Origin of the sequence: Yersinia hibernica (assembly GCF_004124235.1) — a bacterium.
Lineage (GTDB): Bacteria > Pseudomonadota > Gammaproteobacteria > Enterobacterales > Enterobacteriaceae > Yersinia > Yersinia hibernica.
In genome coordinates this window covers 1,904,529-1,922,864 of sequence record NZ_CP032487.1, presented here as the reverse complement: position 1 = coordinate 1,922,864, position 18,336 = coordinate 1,904,529, and the positions used below count along the sequence as shown (strand labels likewise).

Here is an 18,336-nt window from a genome sequence, read left to right as displayed (position 1 = left end):
GTAATGATAAAAGGGGGCCAGCCGCCCCCTTTTTATAGAGATAAACCCTAAGCTAAAGTGATTACTTGGCCAATAAATGGCCCATTTTGGCGGCTTTGGTTGCCATATATTGCTCATTCTTCGGGTTTTGCCCGACAATCAAGGGCACGCGCTCGACGATATTGATCCCCGCCTCGGAGAGAATTTCCACTTTTTTCGGGTTGTTGGTCAACAGCCGCACGGCTTTAACACCCAATAACTTATACATATCAGCACACAGGGTGAAATCGCGCTCATCAGCGGCGAAACCGAGCTGATGATTCGCTTCAACCGTATCGGCCCCAAGATCCTGCAATGCATAAGCCCGAATCTTATTCAGCAGACCAATATTGCGGCCTTCCTGGCGATGGTAAATCAGCACACCGCGGCCCTCTTCGGCAATATGTGCCAGTGCCGCCTCTAATTGGAAGCCACAATCACAACGCAGGCTAAACAGGGCGTCACCGGTCAAACATTCAGAATGAACCCGCGAGAGCACTGGCATATCGGTGCTAATATCACCCAATATCAATGCCAGATGGTCATGGCCGGAGGCTAACTCTTCGAAACCGACCATCAGAAAATCACCCCAAGGCGTCGGTAATTTGGCTTCTGCTACACGTTTTAGCTGCATCTTACTGTTCATATTATAACTTCATGCCCTTAAGTAGGTTATTGATATCCTACCGTGAATGCCCGTTTTAACCCGCTATCCCCTGTATTTTAGGTGATAAGGTTAAATAAAAAATTTTCCGCGATCATTATTAGTTATATTGCCATAATTTTTGACGCGCTGCTGTTCAACAAAGCAGCAAGAAAGCCGGTGTGAAGGTTCATTCGGGACTTATTTCGCGAGTGACGAAAATTTGTCTATATTATCAATGGTTAGAGCGGCTTATATTATATAGATATAGCCCTCATGCAAGTTGTGCTATCACTATGGGTAATATGTTGTGGGAATTGCCAGCAAGAAAGGGCCTCAGATGTGGAATATAGCAAAACGAATTACCGTGGGGGCAGTTATTTTACTGCTGCCAACATTTGCCATTTGGCTCTCGGGTTGGCAGTGGCATCCCGGTGGCGGTGAAAGCTGGCTAAAAGGGCTTTTTTGGCTGACTGAAACTGTCACCGCGCCATGGGGAGTGCTGACCAGTGTGCTACTCAGCGGCTGGTTTTTGTGGTGCCTGCGTTTTAGGATAAAACCGGCCATCGGGCTGTTAGTCATACTCGGCATGGTGATTGTGGTGGGGCAAGGCCTAAAGTCACTGATTAAAGAGCAAGTGCAGGAGCCGCGACCCTTCGTGGTGTGGCTTGAAGCTGAACATCATGTCGATAATCGTTTTTTTTACTCCTTACCCCGTGCCGAGCGCAGCGCGTTAGTCAAACAGCAACTTGAGAACCAATCTACCGTCCCAGCTTGGTTAAGTCGCCACTGGCAATTTGAAACCGGTTTTGCTTTTCCCTCTGGTCATACTGTTTTTGCTGCCAGTTGGGCGCTATTGGGGGTTGGATTGTTATGGCCGCGCCGCCATTATAAAACGGTGATTTTATTGCTGCTTTGGGCGCAGGGTGTGATGATGAGCCGGCTGGCCTTAGGTATGCATTGGCCCGGTGATCTGATGGCGGCGACAGTTCTCAGTGCGCTACTGGTCGCTATTGTATGCAATTGGGTGCAGCGCTGGTTTGGCCCATTAACTATTGTGTCGCCAGAACAGCAAGAGATTGAAAAACGCGCGCATAAGGAAAATTAGGCGATTAACTATTATTCGCCGTTAAGTTGCTTAAAATAATCTCTATTAAGCTCGGGTTCAGCGCTTTATCTTGGTGCAGGGTTTCTTTGCAGGGTAAGGAAGTGCTAATTTATTAACTAAGGACGCCACATTTTTGGCATAATTCATCAGGTTGATTCGGCCTTTAGGAAAAAATGTGAAATATTTGCTGATTTTTTTGTTAGTGCTCGTGATTTTCGTGATATCAGTCACGCTCGGAGCAAATAACGATCAGGTCGTTACCTTCAATTATTTATTGGCTCAGGGTGAATATCGGGTATCGACTTTGTTGGCAACGCTTTTTGCCGCAGGTTTGGTACTGGGCTGGATTATTTGTGGGCTTTTTTATCTGCGGGTTCGCATCTTACTGGGCCGTGCCGAGCGGAAAATTAAACGCCTGGAATCACAGCAAGAGCCAGCGGCGGACCCTCATGCGACTGCAGCCACACCTGCTGTCAGCAAGGAATAATTTTCTATGTTAGAAATGCTGTTTCTGCTGTTACCAGTCGCTGCCGCCTATGGTTGGTATATGGGCCGTAGAAGTGCTCAGCAGGATAAGCAGCAGGATGCTAACCGCCTGTCTCGTGAATATGTGGCAGGGGTGAACTTCCTTCTCTCAAACCAGCAAGATAAAGCGGTTGACCTGTTTCTTGAAATGTTGAAAGAAGACAGTTCAACGGTTGAAGCGCATCTGACGTTAGGTAATCTTTTCCGCTCGCGTGGCGAAGTTGACCGCGCTATCCGCATTCATCAGGCCTTGATGGAAAGTGCCTCTCTGACATTTGAACAACGGTTGCTGGCGGTTCAGCAACTGGGCCGCGATTACATGGCGGCGGGTTTATATGACAGAGCGGAAGATATGTTCAACCAATTGGTTGAAGAGCAAGATTTTCGGCTCGGTGCCTTACAGCAGTTATTAGTTATCTATCAGGCGACCAGTGACTGGAACAATGCCATTGAAGTGGCTGAGAAACTGGTCAAGATGGGCAAAGATAATCAGCGCCTGGAAATTGCTCATTTCTATTGCGAGCTGGCGCTGCAAGCCATGGGCAGTGATGACCTCGATAAGGCGATGAATCTGTTGAAGAAAGCGGCCTCCGCCGATAAACAGTGCGCGCGAGTGTCTATCATGCAAGGCCGGGTGTATTTGGCCAAGGGTGAGTATGCCAAAGGTGTCGACGCGCTAGAGCGGGTGTTAGAGCAAGATAAAGAAGTGGTGAGCGAAGCATTGCCGATGCTGAGTGAGTGCTACCAGCATCTACAACAACCTGATGCCTGGGCGAATTTCCTCAAACGCTGTGTTGAAGATAATACCGGCGCGACGGCTGAACTGATGTTGGCAGAAATTCTTGAGCAGCATGAAGGCCGCGATGTGGCACAAACCTATATTAATCGCCAGTTACAGCGCCATCCAACCATGCGTGTTTTCTATCGATTGATGGACTATCACCTGGCTGATGCAGAAGAAGGGCGGGCGAAAGAGAGTTTGCTGTTGCTGCGCGATATGGTCGGGGAGCAAATTCGCACCAAACCGCGTTATCGCTGCCATAAATGTGGTTTTACCGCGCACTCACTCTACTGGCATTGCCCATCATGCCGTGCGTGGGCATCCGTTAAGCCAATCAGAGGGTTAGACGGGCAATAGTTAGGCTGGCAATAATTTGCGCGATAATTAGCGCTATCGGGTGAATTGACTCACCCGACGGCCAGACGGTGCATTTTGATCCAATAATCTACTTTTTCTTCTGCGGTGCTTTCAGTAATTGGCGCAGTTTTTTCAACTCTTTCTGGCTCAACGGCAGCTCTGAAATCTCTTCTACCCCTTGGTTATCAATCTCGCTGTGATGCAGTTTGGCATCTTTACGGCTGCTTTTACTGTTTTTAACCTCAACCGCAAAGCTTTTTTCTAATCTTTCGCAGACTTCGGTACTCAGAGAAAACTGTTTTTCTAAGGCGGCGGCTTTCACTTTCTCTTTTAATTCCAGAGGGATTTTAATGGTTAAGGTAGATATTTCGCTCATCATATAACCTTCAACTTAGGGGAAAATACCAAGCTAAGCGAGCTAAGCGAAACTGTCTAGGGGATAACACAACTGTCACAAAAAATTCACATTAGCTGGTGGTGAAACCAGCTCATAAATTGGCAGGTAATATCTCTATCGCCAATTTATGGCGATAAATGCCGGTTACGGACGATTGTGTGGGTAATGTATCAAATCGTGAAAACGCACCGAATTACTGCTTTCATTGCGATATGCATGCGGGCAATCGGCGGCAAAACGTAGCGCCTCGCCGGCGCTAAGTGTGCGGGTGACGCCAGCGACGGTCAGCACCAGTTCACCATCAATCACGATGACATGCTCAATAACCCCCGCTTCGTGCGGCGCGGATTCGCTGCATCCCCCCGGTTCTAAGTCAATAACAAACATATCCATACGCAGTGTTGCGTCATAAGGAAAGAGCGGCACAACGCGCATTCCCGCGCTTTCGCTGTTGAATGTGGTCAATAAACCGTGGCGGTGCAGCGCCGCAGATTGTGCCGGGGGCGTTTCAAGGAACTGCGAAAAAGAGACATTCAGACCGCTGGCAATTTTCCACAGTGTCGCCACGGTAGGGCTGGATTCGCCGCGCTCAATTTGCCCCAGCATCGCCTTACTGACGCCAGTCTGTGCTGCCGTCTGGCTCAAACTCCAGCCCCGTTCACGCCGAACGGCTTTCAACTGACTGCCAATATGGCGGGTGAGTTCTTGCATTTTGACTCCTTTGGAAACCCGGTTTGCGATTTTCATTGTGCGCTATAACGCACAGTGCTATGTTGAGTGACTGTTTGTGCGCTATAACGCACATTAGCATACCGCCTGCAGCCAATAATCAGAAGGATTTTCCCCGATGGCATTGCATTTGCGTTTATCAGATTTAACTTTTTCGGCGGTTATCGCCGGATTCGTCGCCGTTTTGGTCGGTTATACCAGTTCGGCGGCAATAATCTTTCAGGCGGCAGCGGCGGCGGGGGCCAGTGTGGCGCAAATCGGCGGCTGGCTGAGTATGCTGGGGCTAGGCATGGGGGTGACCAGCATTGGCTTATCACTCTATTACCGCACGCCGGTGGTCACCGCCTGGTCAACGCCCGGCGCGGCACTGTTGGTCACCAGTTTGCCCGGTACGCCGCTCAATGAGGCCGTGGGGGTTTTTGTGTTTGCCACTGGGCTTATCTTGTTATGTGGCGTGACAGGCTTATTTGCCAGACTGATGCATTATATTCCCCAGGCACTGTCAGCGGCGATGTTGGCGGGGATTTTACTGCGCTTCGGTCTGGATGCCTTTACTTCGCTATCAAGTCATTTTGCCCTGGTCAGTACCATGTGCTTGGTATACTTACTGGCAAAACGCCTGTTAACGCGCTATGCGATTGTGCTTGCCTTGGCCGCCGGGCTGCTGGTGGCAGGGGCTCAGGGCGATATTGCGCTACATGGCCAGACATTGACCGTTGCCACCCCCACATTTGTGATGCCGCATTTCACACTCGCAACTGTTCTTGGTATCGGGGTGCCATTTTTCATCGTGACCATGGCCTCGCAAAATGCGCCGGGCATCGCCACATTGAAAGCGCATGGCTATCATTTACCGGTTTCTCCCCTGATTTCATGGACTGCACTGACCGCGCTCGTTTTGGCGCCATTCGGCGGATTTACTATCTGCATTGCTGCCATTACTGCGGCAATCTGTATGGGCGAAGATATTCATCCTGACCCGAAAAAACGCTATATGGCGGCGGTGGCCGCAGGTTTTTTTTATTTGGTCGCAGGGGTGTTCGGCGGCTCTATCGGCATGCTCTTTAGCGCACTGCCGCTGGCGCTGATCCACACTATTGCTGGGCTGGCACTGCTCGGCACCATTGCTGGCAGCATGTATCGCGCACTGGAAAATGAACGCCAGCGTGATGCCGCGATTATCACATTTCTGATAACCGCCAGTGGTGTAACACTGTTGGGCGTTGGCTCCGCGTTCTGGGGGGTAGTCGGTGGTGTCATCGCGCATCTGATCCTCAGTTTTCCGGCGCGCGAGCTACTGCACGACAGGGGGAAACAGTGAGAGGGATGGTCATTGTCAGCAGCAGGAGAAATAGATTGCGGGCTTGCCGTTAGTGCTGCAAGCCCGGAGATAGCCAAGGTGAAGCGCTAGCTTAGCGATAAATGATGGCGGTACCGTGCAATTTATTATTACCGGTTGTAGAGGTAATCAGGAATGATGTGGCACCGGCTTGGTCTGCTTTTTTAGCCAATGCATGCTCTAATTCGGTCAATGTTCCTGCATTACTGGCGGAGATGATGCCAATTTCATTGGCTCCTGTAGCGGGCGCATGCTGAATTTGTGTTGCGGCAACGCTGGCGAATGAAGCGAAAGACAGTGCCAATGCAGGGATAATATATTTAATATTTTTCATTAAGAACTCCAGTTTCATGTTTATGATTTGAATAATAAATTATTATTTAAATCATTATTTAGACATTCGTTGTCTGCGATGGAGTGTATGATACGGTATGGTTATTTAAATAAAATCACAAAAAACTGAGCGATATAATCAAATTATTTGATTGATATTTTACGTTTCTTGAAGCTTTTTTACTTAATGGCGGTTATGGGCTGGCGATTGGCTTGACCTGAATTGACCTAGCCAAGCAAACTTTGACAAATAGGGGCACATCGCGGTGCAGCCCGAATGCTGTAATTTCAGTGTTACACCCTGTAGAATGTCGTGGTTATCATGACTAACTGACTGAAAAAGGCTTGAAAATGACGTCTGCAACTCACACTAATAACAGTGGCTCAATATCTTCCCCGATCGTGGTTGCACTGGATTATGCCAATAAAGACGCGGCGCTAGCCTTTGCTGATCGTGTTAATCCGCATGATTGCCGGCTAAAAGTGGGCAAAGAGATGTTCACCTTATATGGCCCGCAATTGGTTCGTGACCTGCAACAGCGCGGCTTTGAGATTTTCCTTGATTTGAAATTCCACGATATTCCCAATACCACGGCCCGCGCTGTTGCAGCGGCGGCCGAGCTTGGGGTGTGGATGGTGAATGTCCATGCCAGTGGTGGGGCGCGCATGATGACTGCGGCCAAAGAGGCTTTATTACCTTACGGTCAGCAAGCCCCTTTGCTGATTGCCGTCACGGTGCTGACCAGCATGGATGGTGAAGATTTACGTGATATTGGTATTAACATCACCCCCGCAGAGCAAGCTGAGCGGTTGGCGAAACTGACTTGGGATTGTGGCTTGGATGGTGTGGTGTGTTCAGCCCATGAAGCTGTGCGCTTGAAACAGGTGTGTGGCGAGGATTTCAAGTTGGTGACGCCGGGGATTCGCCCTGAAGGTAGCGAGGCGGGTGACCAGCGCCGAATTATGACGCCAGAACAAGCGCTTAGTGTTGGCGTGGATTATATGGTGATAGGGCGCCCGATCACCCAATCCCCTGATCCGGAAAAAACGCTGACTGACATTCGCGCCTCCCTGACTCAGGGGGCATCATGAGCCAGGATAATAGCCGTTTGGTGTATTCAACTGATACTGGCCGTATCACGGAGGCTGAGGTAAAACCACAGCGACCTAAGGGTGATGGTATTGTTCGAATCCAGCGCCAGACCAGTGGCCGCAAGGGAAAAGGTGTGAGTCTGATTACCGGGATTGATGGCAGTGATGAAATGCTGGAGAAACTGGCGGCAGAGTTGAAGAAGAAGTGTGGCTGCGGTGGGGCGGTGAAAGACGGCATCATTGAGATTCAAGGGGATAAACGGGACCTTCTCAAGCAACTGCTCGAAGCCAAAGGGATGCAAGTGAAGCTGGCGGGAGGGTGAAAATAACCTTCCGTTTCAAGCACAAAAGAGATTATCCGACGTTATTGGGGCTGTAGCTAGGCGGCAAACGAAGAAATCCCGATGAGCTGAGGGGGTTCAGTGATCCGGGTGCCTGAGAGCCGCCAACAATGCTACAGTTTCAAGAACAAAGGATAAAAGTTATTTACCAACCTGATGGCCAATAACCCCACCAATCGCCGCACCCCCTAACGTCCCTAGGGTACTGCCAGTCAATACCGCCCCACCAACAGCGCCGGCCCCGGCACCAATTGCGGTGTTACGGTCACGTTTGGACATGTTAGAACATGCAGACAGAGATAAAGTCAGAGTCAGTGCCAGTGCGGCAGTAGCAAAGCGTTTATTGATTATCATCATCATTCTCCAGACTGTGGCTATATACAGATGAGCAGGTGATAGCTACTGAATTATCCGTATCAAAGTTATCTTGCCTTACTAAGTATAGACATTGTATCAATTTTAGCCGAAGTCTTGTTAAGTTAGTGTTTGGAATAAAAAGTGGCATTTAGACTTTAATTTAGAATTAATGCTAAAAATGGGTTTTGTTGCCGCTGTAAACCAGTATAAATATCCGTAAAACATTTAATAGGTAAATAGTCTTAATTTACTCAGCGCAGGGGCGGAATTAAGTTTTATCTGAGGCTAAAAGCCGAATTAACTCATTGTCTATGCGCAACAAAGCTCGGCGACACCGATTGCCCATCTCTCAGACTGCACTTTCTAGCTGATCTGCACGCAGTTTATAGCTATTTCGCCCATACCGGTTCTCACCTGACGCGCTGAAAATGGGACAAATTCAGTTATTCAGGATACGATCATGCTCAACCCACTGAAGCAGCAAGTGCTGGCTGCTAATCTGGCTCTACCGCGCCACAATCTGGTCACCTTCACCTGGGGCAATGTCAGTGCCGTCGACCGGCAAAGTGGGCTGATGGTGATTAAACCCTCGGGGGTGGAATATGATGTCATGACCGTGGAGGACATGGTGGTGGTCGAGTTGGCAACCGGCAAAGTGGTGGAGGGCAGTAAAAAACCGTCATCGGACACTGATACTCATCGGGTGCTTTATCTTAATTTCCCACAAATTGGTGGTATTGTTCATACCCATTCGCGCCATGCCACTATCTGGGCGCAGGCCGGGCTGGATTTGCCCGCCTGGGGGACCACGCATGCTGATTATTTCTATGGCACCATTCCTTGCACCCGGCTGATGACAGCCGAGGAAATCGCGGGCCGTTATGAGTGGGAAACCGGCAATGTGATTGTCGAAACATTCGATAAACGGGGGCTTAAACCTGAGGATGTGCCCGCTGTTTTAGTCAATTCGCACGGGCCATTTGCGTGGGGAACCAGTGCTGACAATGCCGTCCACAATGCGGTGGTATTAGAAGAACTGGCTTACATGGGGATTTTCTCTCGCCAGTTGAACCCGCAACTGGGCACTATGCAGCCACAATTGTTGGACAAACACTACCTGCGTAAACACGGCAAAAATGCCTATTACGGCCAATAATGGCCAGGGGTGACAACCCCGTGCTCAGTCTTGCACGGGTTTTTCCAGCCATAAGATGGCGTCACTGATATCGAGCATTTTTGCTTCGATTTGTGTGATGGCATCATTGATGCCCTGATTGTAGAAATGCGCGCCTAATTCGCGGCTGATGAATTGCAGTAAAAATTCCGCATCAAAGTCTTCCAGCTCGATATGGTGTTCGTGCTCCAGATAGCGCTGCAGTTTGTATGTCATGCGCTGTGTTTGTTCACGAGTAAAGGTTATTTCTGCCACGATTATCACTCCAGCAACGTTGTTGCACTAAGGGTAAATTACTGATTATTCGCTTATAATATCGACTTTAACACCTTGGGCTGTGAGTTGTTGTTGGTAGTAGGCCGGCAAGCGGCTATCGGTTATCACTCGGCTGACACCAGAGGTCGGGGCAAGTAAGTTTTGATGTACCTGCCCAAATTTTGAGGCATCAGCCAGAATGATATTTTCGCTACCTTTAGCCAATACACTGTTGATAACATCGGCGCGCAGCATGTCGCGCCCGGTGAATCCGGTGTCTACTTGATAGCCATCAATACCAATAAAAGCCTTACTGAAATTGACATGACGCAAACACAATTGTGTCAGAGGGCCAACCATGCTGTCACTTTTCTTCTGATAAATCCCCCCCAGTAAAATGACTTCGCAGGCAGAGTTTTTTAATTGTCGAGCAATATAGCCGCTGACGGTCACCAGTGTGATGCCAGGGCGCTGTGCCAACTGGTGGGCCAGTAGCGCATTGCTGCTACCACTTTCAATAAATAGGGTTTCGCCGTCCTTGACCAGTGAGGCGGCATAATTGGCCAGTTTTTGCTTGATGGCAAAATGGCGCATCATGCGGACATCAATATCTTCACTCTCAAGGGCGATAGCCGAGCCATGCACCCGCTTGAGTAAGCCCCGCTTTGCCAGCACATTGAGGTCTTGGCGAATAGTGACCTCGGACACCTCGGTGGCTTGTGCTAACTCACTGACACTCACCCGCTTGCGGTCATTCACTAACTGTAAAATGGTTTGCTGTCTTAGGTTCATCAGGCTCTGCCCACTAAATAAACTTTCGTTTGAAGTATAAATGACTATCGAATGAAAGTTATTTGATAAGGATCACATAATGGTTTAGTGCTTGGTCTATGATTGCGACTAATGATTCTTGGTTAATCCATTCGTTGTAAACAATTCTGGAGGTTTTTATGGAGCTTTATCTCGACACCGCAGATGTGGCCGCAGTTAAACGTCTGGCGCGTGTTCTGCCTTTGCAGGGGGTGACGACCAATCCCAGTATTTTAGCCAAAGCAGGCAAACCTATCTGGGAGGTGCTGCCGGCATTGCGTGATGCGCTGGGGGGAACCGGCAAACTCTTCGCCCAGGTTTTAGCCAGTGACAGTGAATTGATGGTCTCAGAGGCGGTATTGCTGTCCCAGCGCGTGCCGGGGTTGGTGATTAAAGTGCCTGCGACTGCTGAGGGGTTAGCGGCAATCAAAAAATTGAAGTCAATGTCCATCCCGACACTGGGCACGGCGGTTTACGGTGCTGGGCAAGGGCTGCTATCGGCCTTGGCAGGGGCTGAGTATGTCGCGCCTTATGTCAATCGCTTGGATGCTCAGGGCGGGGATGGCATTGCGATGGTGCGCGAGTTGCAGCAGTTGCTGACCCTACATGCCCCGGGGGCAAAAGTATTGGCCGCCAGCTTCCGCACCCCGCGTCAGGTACTGGATTGCTTGTTGGCGGGCTGCCAGTCGGTCACTATCCCGGTGGATGTGGCCGAGCAATTTATTAGCACCCCGGCGGTGAAAGCGGCGGTCGAGCAGTTTGAACATGATTGGCAGGGCGCATTTGGCTCCGCCATCTTGGGCTAGTATCGGCACTGATAGGCGGAAATATAAAAAACGCCCGGCTAGAATATTACCGGGCGTGACGGTGTCACTTACTTGGTTGGCCTCAAGCGGTTTTTACCCTAGCACGGGCATTTCCCCAACTTGCCGCCCTTGCTGGGGAAGCGGGCTTCCAAGCAATAACGGTGGAAATCCCGTTCAGTCATGGGCGGCGTAGCGGGATGATGACGACGCATATGATTAACATAATTGCCGTAATCTTGTACGCCGACCATCAGCCGGAAACTTTGTGCCACCCGCTGCGCTATAAGACGCACCCAAGCCCATAACGTGGTCGGGTGCTTAACCACCGGAACCAGCGGTATACAGCGCGTAATTTGCCGTGATGTGGCCGGTGAAACGCCACCTCGGTTGCGAAACGGAACCCCTGCATTAGCCACGAACACTCTCCTCACGCCAGACTATTTCAGTCTCATGGGTGGTTGGTTTGCTGGACTTCAGCGCCCGACGAACCACGAAGACCGATGAAATCAGCATGGTCACCGCCACCAACATAAAGAATGCACACAAGGCGGCGTTGATCTGGTTGTTAAACACGATAGTTTCCATGTCCTTAATGCTCTTGGCCGGGGCAATTAAAACACCTTGCTCGACACCGGCTGAGAATTTCTTCGCCTGCGCCAAGAAGCCAATGCTCGGTTTTTCATGGAAAATCTTCTGCCAGCCTGCCGTCATGGAGGTAATAAACAGCCAGATAGTGGGCAGGATGGTTACCCAAGCATAGCGCTGCTTCTTCATTTTAAACAGGACCACGGTGCCTAAAATTAGCGCCATCGACGCCAGCATCTGGTTACCGATACCAAAGAGTGGCCACAAGGTATTGATACCGCCCAGTGGGTCGACCACACCTTGATACACAAAGAAGCCCCAACAAGCGACGGCCACCGTGGTGCCGGATAAGTTACCAAACCATGAACGGTTATTTGCCAAGCTTGGCACCACCACGCCGACCAAATCTTGCACCATAAAGCGGCAGGCACGGGTGCCCGCGTCCACGGCGGTCAAGATAAACATGGCTTCAAACAGAATGGCAAAGTGATACCAAAACGCCATCATATTACGGCTATTAAAGACTTCACTGATGATATGTGCCATCCCGACCGCAAACGTCGGTGCGCCGCCAGCACGCGATAATATCGAGTTCTCGCCGACATCTTTGGCAACCATCGCCAGAGTTTCAGGTGTGACCACAAATCCCCAGCTGTTAATGGCTTGCGAGGCACTTTCTACCGTGGTGCCAATCAGCGCCGCTGGCGAGTTCATGGCAAAGTAGACGCCGGGGTCGATAACGGAGGCACAAATCAGCGCCATAATGGCGACGAAGGACTCCATCAACATCGCGCCATAGCCGATAAAGCGGGTATGACTTTCGCGCTCAATCAGTTTCGGCGTGGTGCCACTGGCGACCAGCGCATGGAAACCGGAAATCGCACCACAGGCGATGGTGATGAATAAGAACGGGAACAGGCTGCCGGAGAATACCGGGCCGCTGCCATCAATAAAGCGCGAGACGGCTGGCATTTTCATTTCCGGCATGGCGAATACAATACCAATCGCCAGACCGATGATGACGCCAATTTTCAGGAAGGTAGACAGGTAATCGCGCGGTGCCAACAGCAGCCATACCGGCAGCACCGAGGCAATAAAGCCGTAAATCACTAACACCCAGGTCAGTGTGGTGCCGTGCAATGTGAAGAATGGCCCCCAGTATGGGTGTGCGGCAATATTCCCACCGTAAATAATTGCCGCCATCATCAGCACAAAACCAATTAATGACACTTCGGCGATTTTACCCGGGCGAAGAAACCGCATATACACGCCCATAAACAGGGCGATTGGGATGGTCGCGGCAATGGTAAACAGGCCCCAAGGACTATCGGCCAGCGCTTTAACCACCACCAATGCCAGTGCCGACAAGATGATAATCATCACGCCCAATGCGCCTAACATGGTGATAACCCCGGCAAAAGCACCTAACTCTTGTTTGGCCATCTCCCCCAGAGAGCGGCCATCGCGGCGGGTGGAGATAAACAGAATCAAGAAGTCCTGCACTGCACCGGCCATCATGACCCCAACCAGAATCCAGATAGTGCCCGGCAAGAAGCCCATTTGGGCGGCCAGTATTGGCCCCACCAGTGGCCCGGCTCCGGCAATAGCCGCAAAGTGGTGACCAAAGAGCACCCATTTATTGGTCGGCACATAATCCAGGCCATCATTACGCCGCTCCGCAGGGGTTAAACGGCGGTCATCAAGCTCAAAGACATTCTTGGCAATAAACAGGCTGTAAAAGCGGTATGCAATGCTGTAGCAAGCCACCGATGCAATCACCAGCCAAATGGCGTTGACATGTTCGCCACGGCTAAGTGCCAGCATGGCAAAAGCAAATGCACCAATTAACGCCACGGTCAGCCAAATGACGACAGTCTTGACGTTTTTCATGGGTAACGACTCCTTGTTCTGTGAGGAAGTTAACGGCTATACGCACCTGTTTTGGCAAAAAGATGCAAACTGCTAGTTAACATAGGGGCTTTAATGTGAAAGAAAAGTAGCGAAAGTAAGAAATGTGATGGGCGAATTGTTTTTTTGTACATAATTAGTATCATTTGTTTACATATAGCGCGCTACGGATACCTCAAAACGTAGAATCTGCCGATCAAATAAGGGGGAATAAAAAAGCCGTGGGATACTGTACATCACCACGGCATAGATTTTCAGGCGAGTAGCGCACTAAACTACTGGGCGGGCCACCACATTACGGGTTTCCATCCGCACTTCTGCAATGCGCACGTTGATTTTGTCGCTCTGGCTGTAAACCGTTTCACCTTTGATTTGTACCGTGCCGGTTTCTTGGCTGCACACCATTTCATCACGCACGGCATGAATAAATGGCGCAGGAATAAAGGCCACCGCGCCATTATCCAGTAAGCGCACCCGCAGGCCCCCCCGCGTGACATCAATGATTTCCGCCGGGAATTGGGTATCCGTACCGGCCACTGGCTGGAGATAACGCGCATACAGCCAGTCACCGACATCGCGCTCCGCCATACGATTAAAGCGGCGACGCTCAGCCAGTTGCAGCGTGATTTCATCCTGTGGTTTCTCCGCTGGCTGACCGGTAATAATAGCCTTCAGCAGGCGGTGGTTGACCATATCGCCATATTTACGAATTGGCGACGTCCAGGTGGCATAGGCCTCAAGCCCTAAACCGAAGTGTGGGCCGGGAACGGTGCTGATTTCGGCGAAGGTTTGGAAACGGCGGATGCGGCTGTCAAGGAACTGAGTCGGCAGCGCATCAAGATGACGGCGCAATTCACAGAAGCCGGGCAGCGTCAGCAGCGCGGCTGGGGAAGCTTCAACGCCATTGGCTTGCAACACATTTGCCGCTTGTTCAACCAGCGCCGGATCAAACCCGGTATGCACGTTATAGATACCAAAACCAAGATTATCACGCAGCGCAATAGCCGCGCAGACATTGGCGGCAATCATGCACTCTTCAACAATCCGGTTAGCAATGCGGCGGTGTTCGACTATGATATCCAGCACTTCACCTTTCTCGCCCAACAAGAAGCGATAGTCTGGCCGGTCTTTAAACACCAGCGCGTGCGCTTGACGCCAATTGCTGCGGGCCTCACACACACGTTTTAGTAATGTGATTTGCTCGGCTATCTCGGCATTTTGCGGCTGCCAGTCACCTTGCCCCTCTAACCAATCTGAAACTTCGTCATAAACCAGCTTGGCTTTTGACTCAACCCAGGCCGCCGAGAACTGGATGTCAGTTCCCAGCGCGCCATCAGCAGCGACCGTGACTCGGCACACCAACACCGGGCGGCGTTCATTCGGGCGCAGTGAACACAGATTGTCAGATAAATCCCGCGGCAGCATTGGGATGTTGAAACCCGGCAGATAGTTGGTAAATGCGCGCTTGCGGGCAATGAAATCCAACTCACTGTTTTCATCGACATATGCGGTAGGGTCGGCGATAGCAATGGTCAACAACAGCGAACCGTCGCCGTTGTCGTGCACCTGCAAGGCATCATCCATATCTTCGGTGCTGGCGCTATCGATAGTGACAAAATTAAGCGCGGTCAAATCTTCACGTTGCAGTTGGCCATCATGCAGCGCAGATTCAACCATCGCGGGTGCTTCACGCTCCAGATTATGGCGAGCTAACGTGACCCACCAAGGGACGAAATGATCGTCGCCATCAGTAATAAATGCGGTTAAATCCGCATTAAAGGCGCGGTCACCTTTTAATGGATGGCGGCGCATTTCAGCCACAGCCCAATCACCGGTCTGGAAATCGTGCGTCAGTTCACGCACCGGACGACATTGAATGGCATCACGCAGCAGAGGATGATCAGGGACGATAGACAGGCGGTCATCTTTTCGTTGTACCCGGCCAACAAAGCGCGACAAAAATGGCTCAACCAGGGTTTCCGGTTCAGCAATTTCACGGTCTTTATCGGTGTGAAGGGTGGCAATAATACGATCGCCATGCATGACTTTTTTCATCTGTGGCGGCGGAATAAAATAACTTTTCTGCCCGTCTACCTCAAGAAATCCAAAGCCTTTCTCAGTACCTTTAACCACGCCTTCGACGCGCGGAGTCTGAGTGTGAAGTTGCTGTTTTAGCTGCGCCAGCAGCGGGTTATCTTGAAACATATCGTCCAGTGAATGGTGTGAGTTAGAGGGATTAATCCGGCTGACAGTTTTACGCGAATCAGTCCCGTCGGGCAAGCGGCATATCATCGGGTTAGGGAATTCACCGTTAAAAGTATGGGTATTTTGGCTGCCACTTTATGCGCCATCACTTGAGATAAAACGGCCCGAGCAATGCGGGCCAGTTTTATCACGGAGTTCAAGCAATGCGCTGCGTTTGCGGCGGCTGCCAGCGCCGCACCGCCACCGGTACGGATTTCGAGGTGGGGGTATGGGTTTCATCACCAAAGCTCGATAGCGGCACCAGCGGGTTGGTTTCAGGGTAGTAAGCCGCCAGATTGCCGCGCGGAATATCGTAGCTCACTAATTTGAAACCGCTAACTTTGCGGGTAATTCCATCATTCCACAGGGTTTCAATTTCAACTAAATCGCCATCGTCTAATGCCAGCGCCGCCAAATCTTGCGGGTTAATAAACAGCACCTCCCGCTGGCCATACACCCCGCGGTAGCGGTCATCAAGACCATAAATAGTGGTGTTGTACTGGTCATGTGAGCGCAAGGTTTGCAGCACAAAAGGGGCCTGATCCCCGGCTAGCTGCGGGAACAGGCCCTCGGGCAGCATTGCTGCACAAAACTCGGCTTTGCCACTCGGGGTGTCAAATTGCATTTGCGCCGCCGCGTTGCCCAGATAGAAGCCGCCGGGGTGCTCACAGCGGGCATTGAAATCATTGAACCCCGGGGTGGTGGCGGCAATATGGTCACGAATCAAATTATAATCATCGGCCAGTGCCAGCCAATCGAGCCGGTTAGCTGCAACAGGCTGGCGCGCAAAAACAGCATTGGCGATACCGCAGACGATGGCGGTTTCAGAGTGCTGAGTTTCTGCCAGTGGTTTGCCCACGCCCTCAGAGGCATGCACCATGCTAAATGAATCTTCGACCGTAATAAATTGTGAGCCGGTGGCTTGCATATCGCGCTCAGTGCGCCCTAAGGTCGGCAGGATAAGCGCTTCAGTGCCGGTAATCAGGTGGCTACGATTGAGTTTGGTGCTGATATGCACAGTTAGCTCGCAGCGGCGTAATGCTTGCGCCGTGCGCTCGGTATCCGGTGCCGCGGCGGCCAGATTCCCCCCCAGCGCCAGCAATACTTTGACTTCACCCCGCAGCATGGCCTCCAGGGCTTCTACCGTGTTATGTCCCGCGGCTTGAGGCGGGGTAAAACCAAAATGCTGGCCCAAACGCGCCAACATCGCGGCTGAGGGTTTTTCATCAATCCCCATGGTGCGGTTGCCTTGCACATTACTGTGGCCTCTGACCGGGCATAAACCTGCGCCGGGCTTGCCTAACTGACCAAATAGCAGTTGCAGGTTGGCCAGCTCTCTGACAGTTATCACCGAGTGTTTGTGTTGAGTAATGCCCATCGCCCAAGTCAAAATAACGCGTTCGGCATGCTGATAAACCCCGGCGGCATGGCGTATCTGTGCCTCTGTTAGGCCCGATTGCTGGGTGATTTTGGCCCATGAGGTATTATCAACCGCTGCCAGATACGCATCTACCCCTTGGGTATGTGTGCGAATAAATTCCTCATCAAATAGGCCGGGTTGGGCTTGAGCCAGCTGTTGGCGATGTGTTTCCAATAATGCTTTCACCATCCCGCGTACCGCCGCCATATCACCCCCCAGATGAGGTTGGAAATAGGCCGAACTGATGGGCGAGGATTTAGGCGTCAACATTTCAATTGGGTTTTGTGGGTCAGCAAAGCGCTCTAGCCCGCGCTCGCGCAAGGTATTGAAGCTGACAATCCGTGCACCGCGCTCTTTGGCATGGCGCAGACTGTGTAACATGCGGGGGTGGTTGGTGCCCGGGTTCTGCCCGAAAACGAAAATGGCGTCAGCCAATTCGAAGTCCTGCATACGAATGGTGCCTTTACCCACACCAATACTCTGTTTCAGCCCAGTGCCGCTGGCCTCATGGCACATGTTGGAGCAATCGGGGAAGTTATTGGTCCCCAGCATGCGGCCAAACAGTTGATAAAGGTAAGAAGCTTCATTGCTGGCGCGGCCTGAAGTATAGAGCTCCAACTGATCTGGGCTTTCCAACCCATTAATATGTTTGGCAATTAGCGCCAGAGCACTGTCCCAACTGATGGGCTGATAGCGGTCAGTGTCGCGGTTATAGCGCATCGGATGGGTGATGCGCCCTTGATATTCAAGAAAATAGTCACTTTGTTGGCGCAGAGTTGTCAGGCTATGTTCAGCAAAAAACTCTGGCTCCACTGCTTTGCGCGTGGCTTCCCAACTGACGGCCTTTGCGCCATTTTCACAAAAACTGAATGTGCTGTGATTGTCATCGCCCCAAGCACAGCCCGGGCAGTCAAAGCCCTTAACCTGGTTAACACGCAGCAAATTACGAATGTTTTTCAATGCTTGCTTGCTGTCCAACACAAAGCGCGTGGTGGCTTCAAGGGATCCCCAGCCACCAGCTGCGCCGGTATAGGGTTTTATGGCCGATTTAAATTTCATGATGATACGCCGCAGGTGTTTTTTGTTTCAAATAGGTAACAAAATAATTAACTAT

At 51.0% G+C, this 18,336-nt stretch carries 19 protein-coding genes; 8 read left to right on the top strand and 11 right to left on the bottom strand.

All coding sequences use genetic code 11. The features are described 5' to 3' along the window. Positions 1–61: 61 nt before the first annotated feature. Positions 62–652 (bottom strand): GTP cyclohydrolase II, encoded by a 591-nt coding sequence (ribA, locus tag D5F51_RS09035; protein ID WP_087768986.1) that lies wholly within the window; start codon positions 650–652, stop codon positions 62–64. 349 nt (positions 653–1,001) lie between these two features. On the opposite strand from ribA, the gene pgpB reads away from it, so the two are divergent. From pgpB to lapB, 3 genes are all read left to right on the top strand, one after another. Further along, on the top strand, positions 1,002–1,769 hold the full coding sequence (gene pgpB / locus D5F51_RS09030) for a phosphatidylglycerophosphatase B (RefSeq protein ID WP_129196271.1): 768 nt from the start codon (positions 1,002–1,004) through the stop codon (positions 1,767–1,769). 175 nt (positions 1,770–1,944) lie between these two features. Next, entirely contained in the window at positions 1,945–2,256 is a 312-nt protein-coding gene (locus D5F51_RS09025; RefSeq protein ID WP_025378194.1) for a LapA family protein, read from the top strand. Positions 2,257–2,262: 6 nt separating this feature from the next. Then, entirely contained in the window at positions 2,263–3,432 is a 1,170-nt protein-coding gene (lapB, locus tag D5F51_RS09020) for a lipopolysaccharide assembly protein LapB (protein WP_025378195.1), read from the top strand. An 88-nt stretch (positions 3,433–3,520) separates the two neighbouring features. On the opposite strand, the gene D5F51_RS09015 is transcribed toward lapB, so the two are convergent. Further along, entirely contained in the window at positions 3,521–3,808 is a 288-nt protein-coding gene (locus D5F51_RS09015) for a hypothetical protein (RefSeq protein ID WP_025378196.1), read from the bottom strand. Between the two features lie 165 nt (positions 3,809–3,973). After that, positions 3,974–4,540: a helix-turn-helix domain-containing protein gene (locus D5F51_RS09010; RefSeq protein WP_129196269.1), complete on the bottom strand. Its 567-nt coding sequence runs from the start codon at positions 4,538–4,540 to the stop codon at positions 3,974–3,976. Between the two features lie 136 nt (positions 4,541–4,676). Here D5F51_RS09010 and D5F51_RS09005 point away from each other — a divergent pair, with 136 nt between their 5' ends. Beyond that, the gene (locus tag D5F51_RS09005) at positions 4,677–5,879 is read left to right on the top strand and encodes a benzoate/H(+) symporter BenE family transporter (protein ID WP_129196267.1); all 1,203 of its coding nucleotides are present in this window, start codon (positions 4,677–4,679) and stop codon (positions 5,877–5,879) included. 91 nt (positions 5,880–5,970) lie between these two features. Here D5F51_RS09005 and bhsA read toward each other — a convergent pair whose 3' ends face one another. After that, positions 5,971–6,231, bottom strand: a complete 261-nt coding sequence (gene bhsA / locus D5F51_RS09000) for a multiple stress resistance protein BhsA (protein WP_025378207.1) — start codon at positions 6,229–6,231, stop codon at positions 5,971–5,973. A 350-nt stretch (positions 6,232–6,581) separates the two neighbouring features. On the opposite strand from bhsA, the gene pyrF reads away from it, so the two are divergent. After that, positions 6,582–7,322 (top strand): orotidine-5'-phosphate decarboxylase, encoded by a 741-nt coding sequence (gene pyrF, locus D5F51_RS08995; protein WP_129196265.1) that lies wholly within the window; start codon positions 6,582–6,584, stop codon positions 7,320–7,322. Then, positions 7,319–7,645, top strand: a complete 327-nt coding sequence (yciH, locus tag D5F51_RS08990) for a stress response translation initiation inhibitor YciH (RefSeq protein WP_087769515.1) — start codon at positions 7,319–7,321, stop codon at positions 7,643–7,645. The genes pyrF and yciH overlap by 4 nt, the downstream gene beginning before the upstream one ends. A gap of 159 nt (positions 7,646–7,804) precedes the next feature. Here the strand turns inward: yciH and osmB are convergent, their stop codons facing one another. After that, positions 7,805–8,020 (bottom strand): osmotically-inducible lipoprotein OsmB, encoded by a 216-nt coding sequence (gene osmB / locus D5F51_RS08985; protein WP_025378209.1) that lies wholly within the window; start codon positions 8,018–8,020, stop codon positions 7,805–7,807. A gap of 460 nt (positions 8,021–8,480) precedes the next feature. Between osmB and araD the strand changes: the two genes are divergently transcribed. Continuing rightward, positions 8,481–9,176 (top strand): L-ribulose-5-phosphate 4-epimerase, encoded by a 696-nt coding sequence (gene araD, locus D5F51_RS08980; protein WP_025378210.1) that lies wholly within the window; start codon positions 8,481–8,483, stop codon positions 9,174–9,176. A gap of 24 nt (positions 9,177–9,200) precedes the next feature. On the opposite strand, the gene D5F51_RS08975 is transcribed toward araD, so the two are convergent. Together D5F51_RS08975 and D5F51_RS08970 are read right to left on the bottom strand one after the other, a co-directional pair. After that, positions 9,201–9,449: a DUF2164 domain-containing protein gene (locus D5F51_RS08975; RefSeq protein WP_025378211.1), complete on the bottom strand. Its 249-nt coding sequence runs from the start codon at positions 9,447–9,449 to the stop codon at positions 9,201–9,203. A gap of 45 nt (positions 9,450–9,494) precedes the next feature. Then, the gene (locus D5F51_RS08970; protein ID WP_129196263.1) at positions 9,495–10,241 is read right to left on the bottom strand and encodes a DeoR/GlpR family DNA-binding transcription regulator; all 747 of its coding nucleotides are present in this window, start codon (positions 10,239–10,241) and stop codon (positions 9,495–9,497) included. Positions 10,242–10,399: 158 nt separating this feature from the next. Between D5F51_RS08970 and fsa the strand changes: the two genes are divergently transcribed. After that, a complete protein-coding gene (gene fsa, locus D5F51_RS08965) occupies positions 10,400–11,065 on the top strand; it encodes a fructose-6-phosphate aldolase (RefSeq protein WP_025378214.1) in 666 nt (221 codons plus the stop codon). A 98-nt stretch (positions 11,066–11,163) separates the two neighbouring features. On the opposite strand, the gene D5F51_RS08960 is transcribed toward fsa, so the two are convergent. The 4 genes from D5F51_RS08960 to D5F51_RS08945 form a co-directional block, all read right to left on the bottom strand. After that, the gene (locus D5F51_RS08960; RefSeq protein WP_025378215.1) at positions 11,164–11,481 is read right to left on the bottom strand and encodes a YbdD/YjiX family protein; all 318 of its coding nucleotides are present in this window, start codon (positions 11,479–11,481) and stop codon (positions 11,164–11,166) included. Then, the gene (locus tag D5F51_RS08955) at positions 11,474–13,540 is read right to left on the bottom strand and encodes a carbon starvation CstA family protein (RefSeq protein ID WP_129196261.1); all 2,067 of its coding nucleotides are present in this window, start codon (positions 13,538–13,540) and stop codon (positions 11,474–11,476) included. Before D5F51_RS08955 ends, D5F51_RS08960 begins: the two co-directional genes overlap by 8 nt. A gap of 288 nt (positions 13,541–13,828) precedes the next feature. After that, positions 13,829–15,763, bottom strand: coding sequence for an exoribonuclease II (locus tag D5F51_RS08950; protein WP_129196259.1), 1,935 nt, complete (start codon positions 15,761–15,763; stop codon positions 13,829–13,831). A 196-nt stretch (positions 15,764–15,959) separates the two neighbouring features. Then, positions 15,960–18,281, bottom strand: a complete 2,322-nt coding sequence (locus D5F51_RS08945) for an FdhF/YdeP family oxidoreductase (RefSeq protein ID WP_129196257.1) — start codon at positions 18,279–18,281, stop codon at positions 15,960–15,962. Positions 18,282–18,336 lie beyond the last annotated feature (55 nt).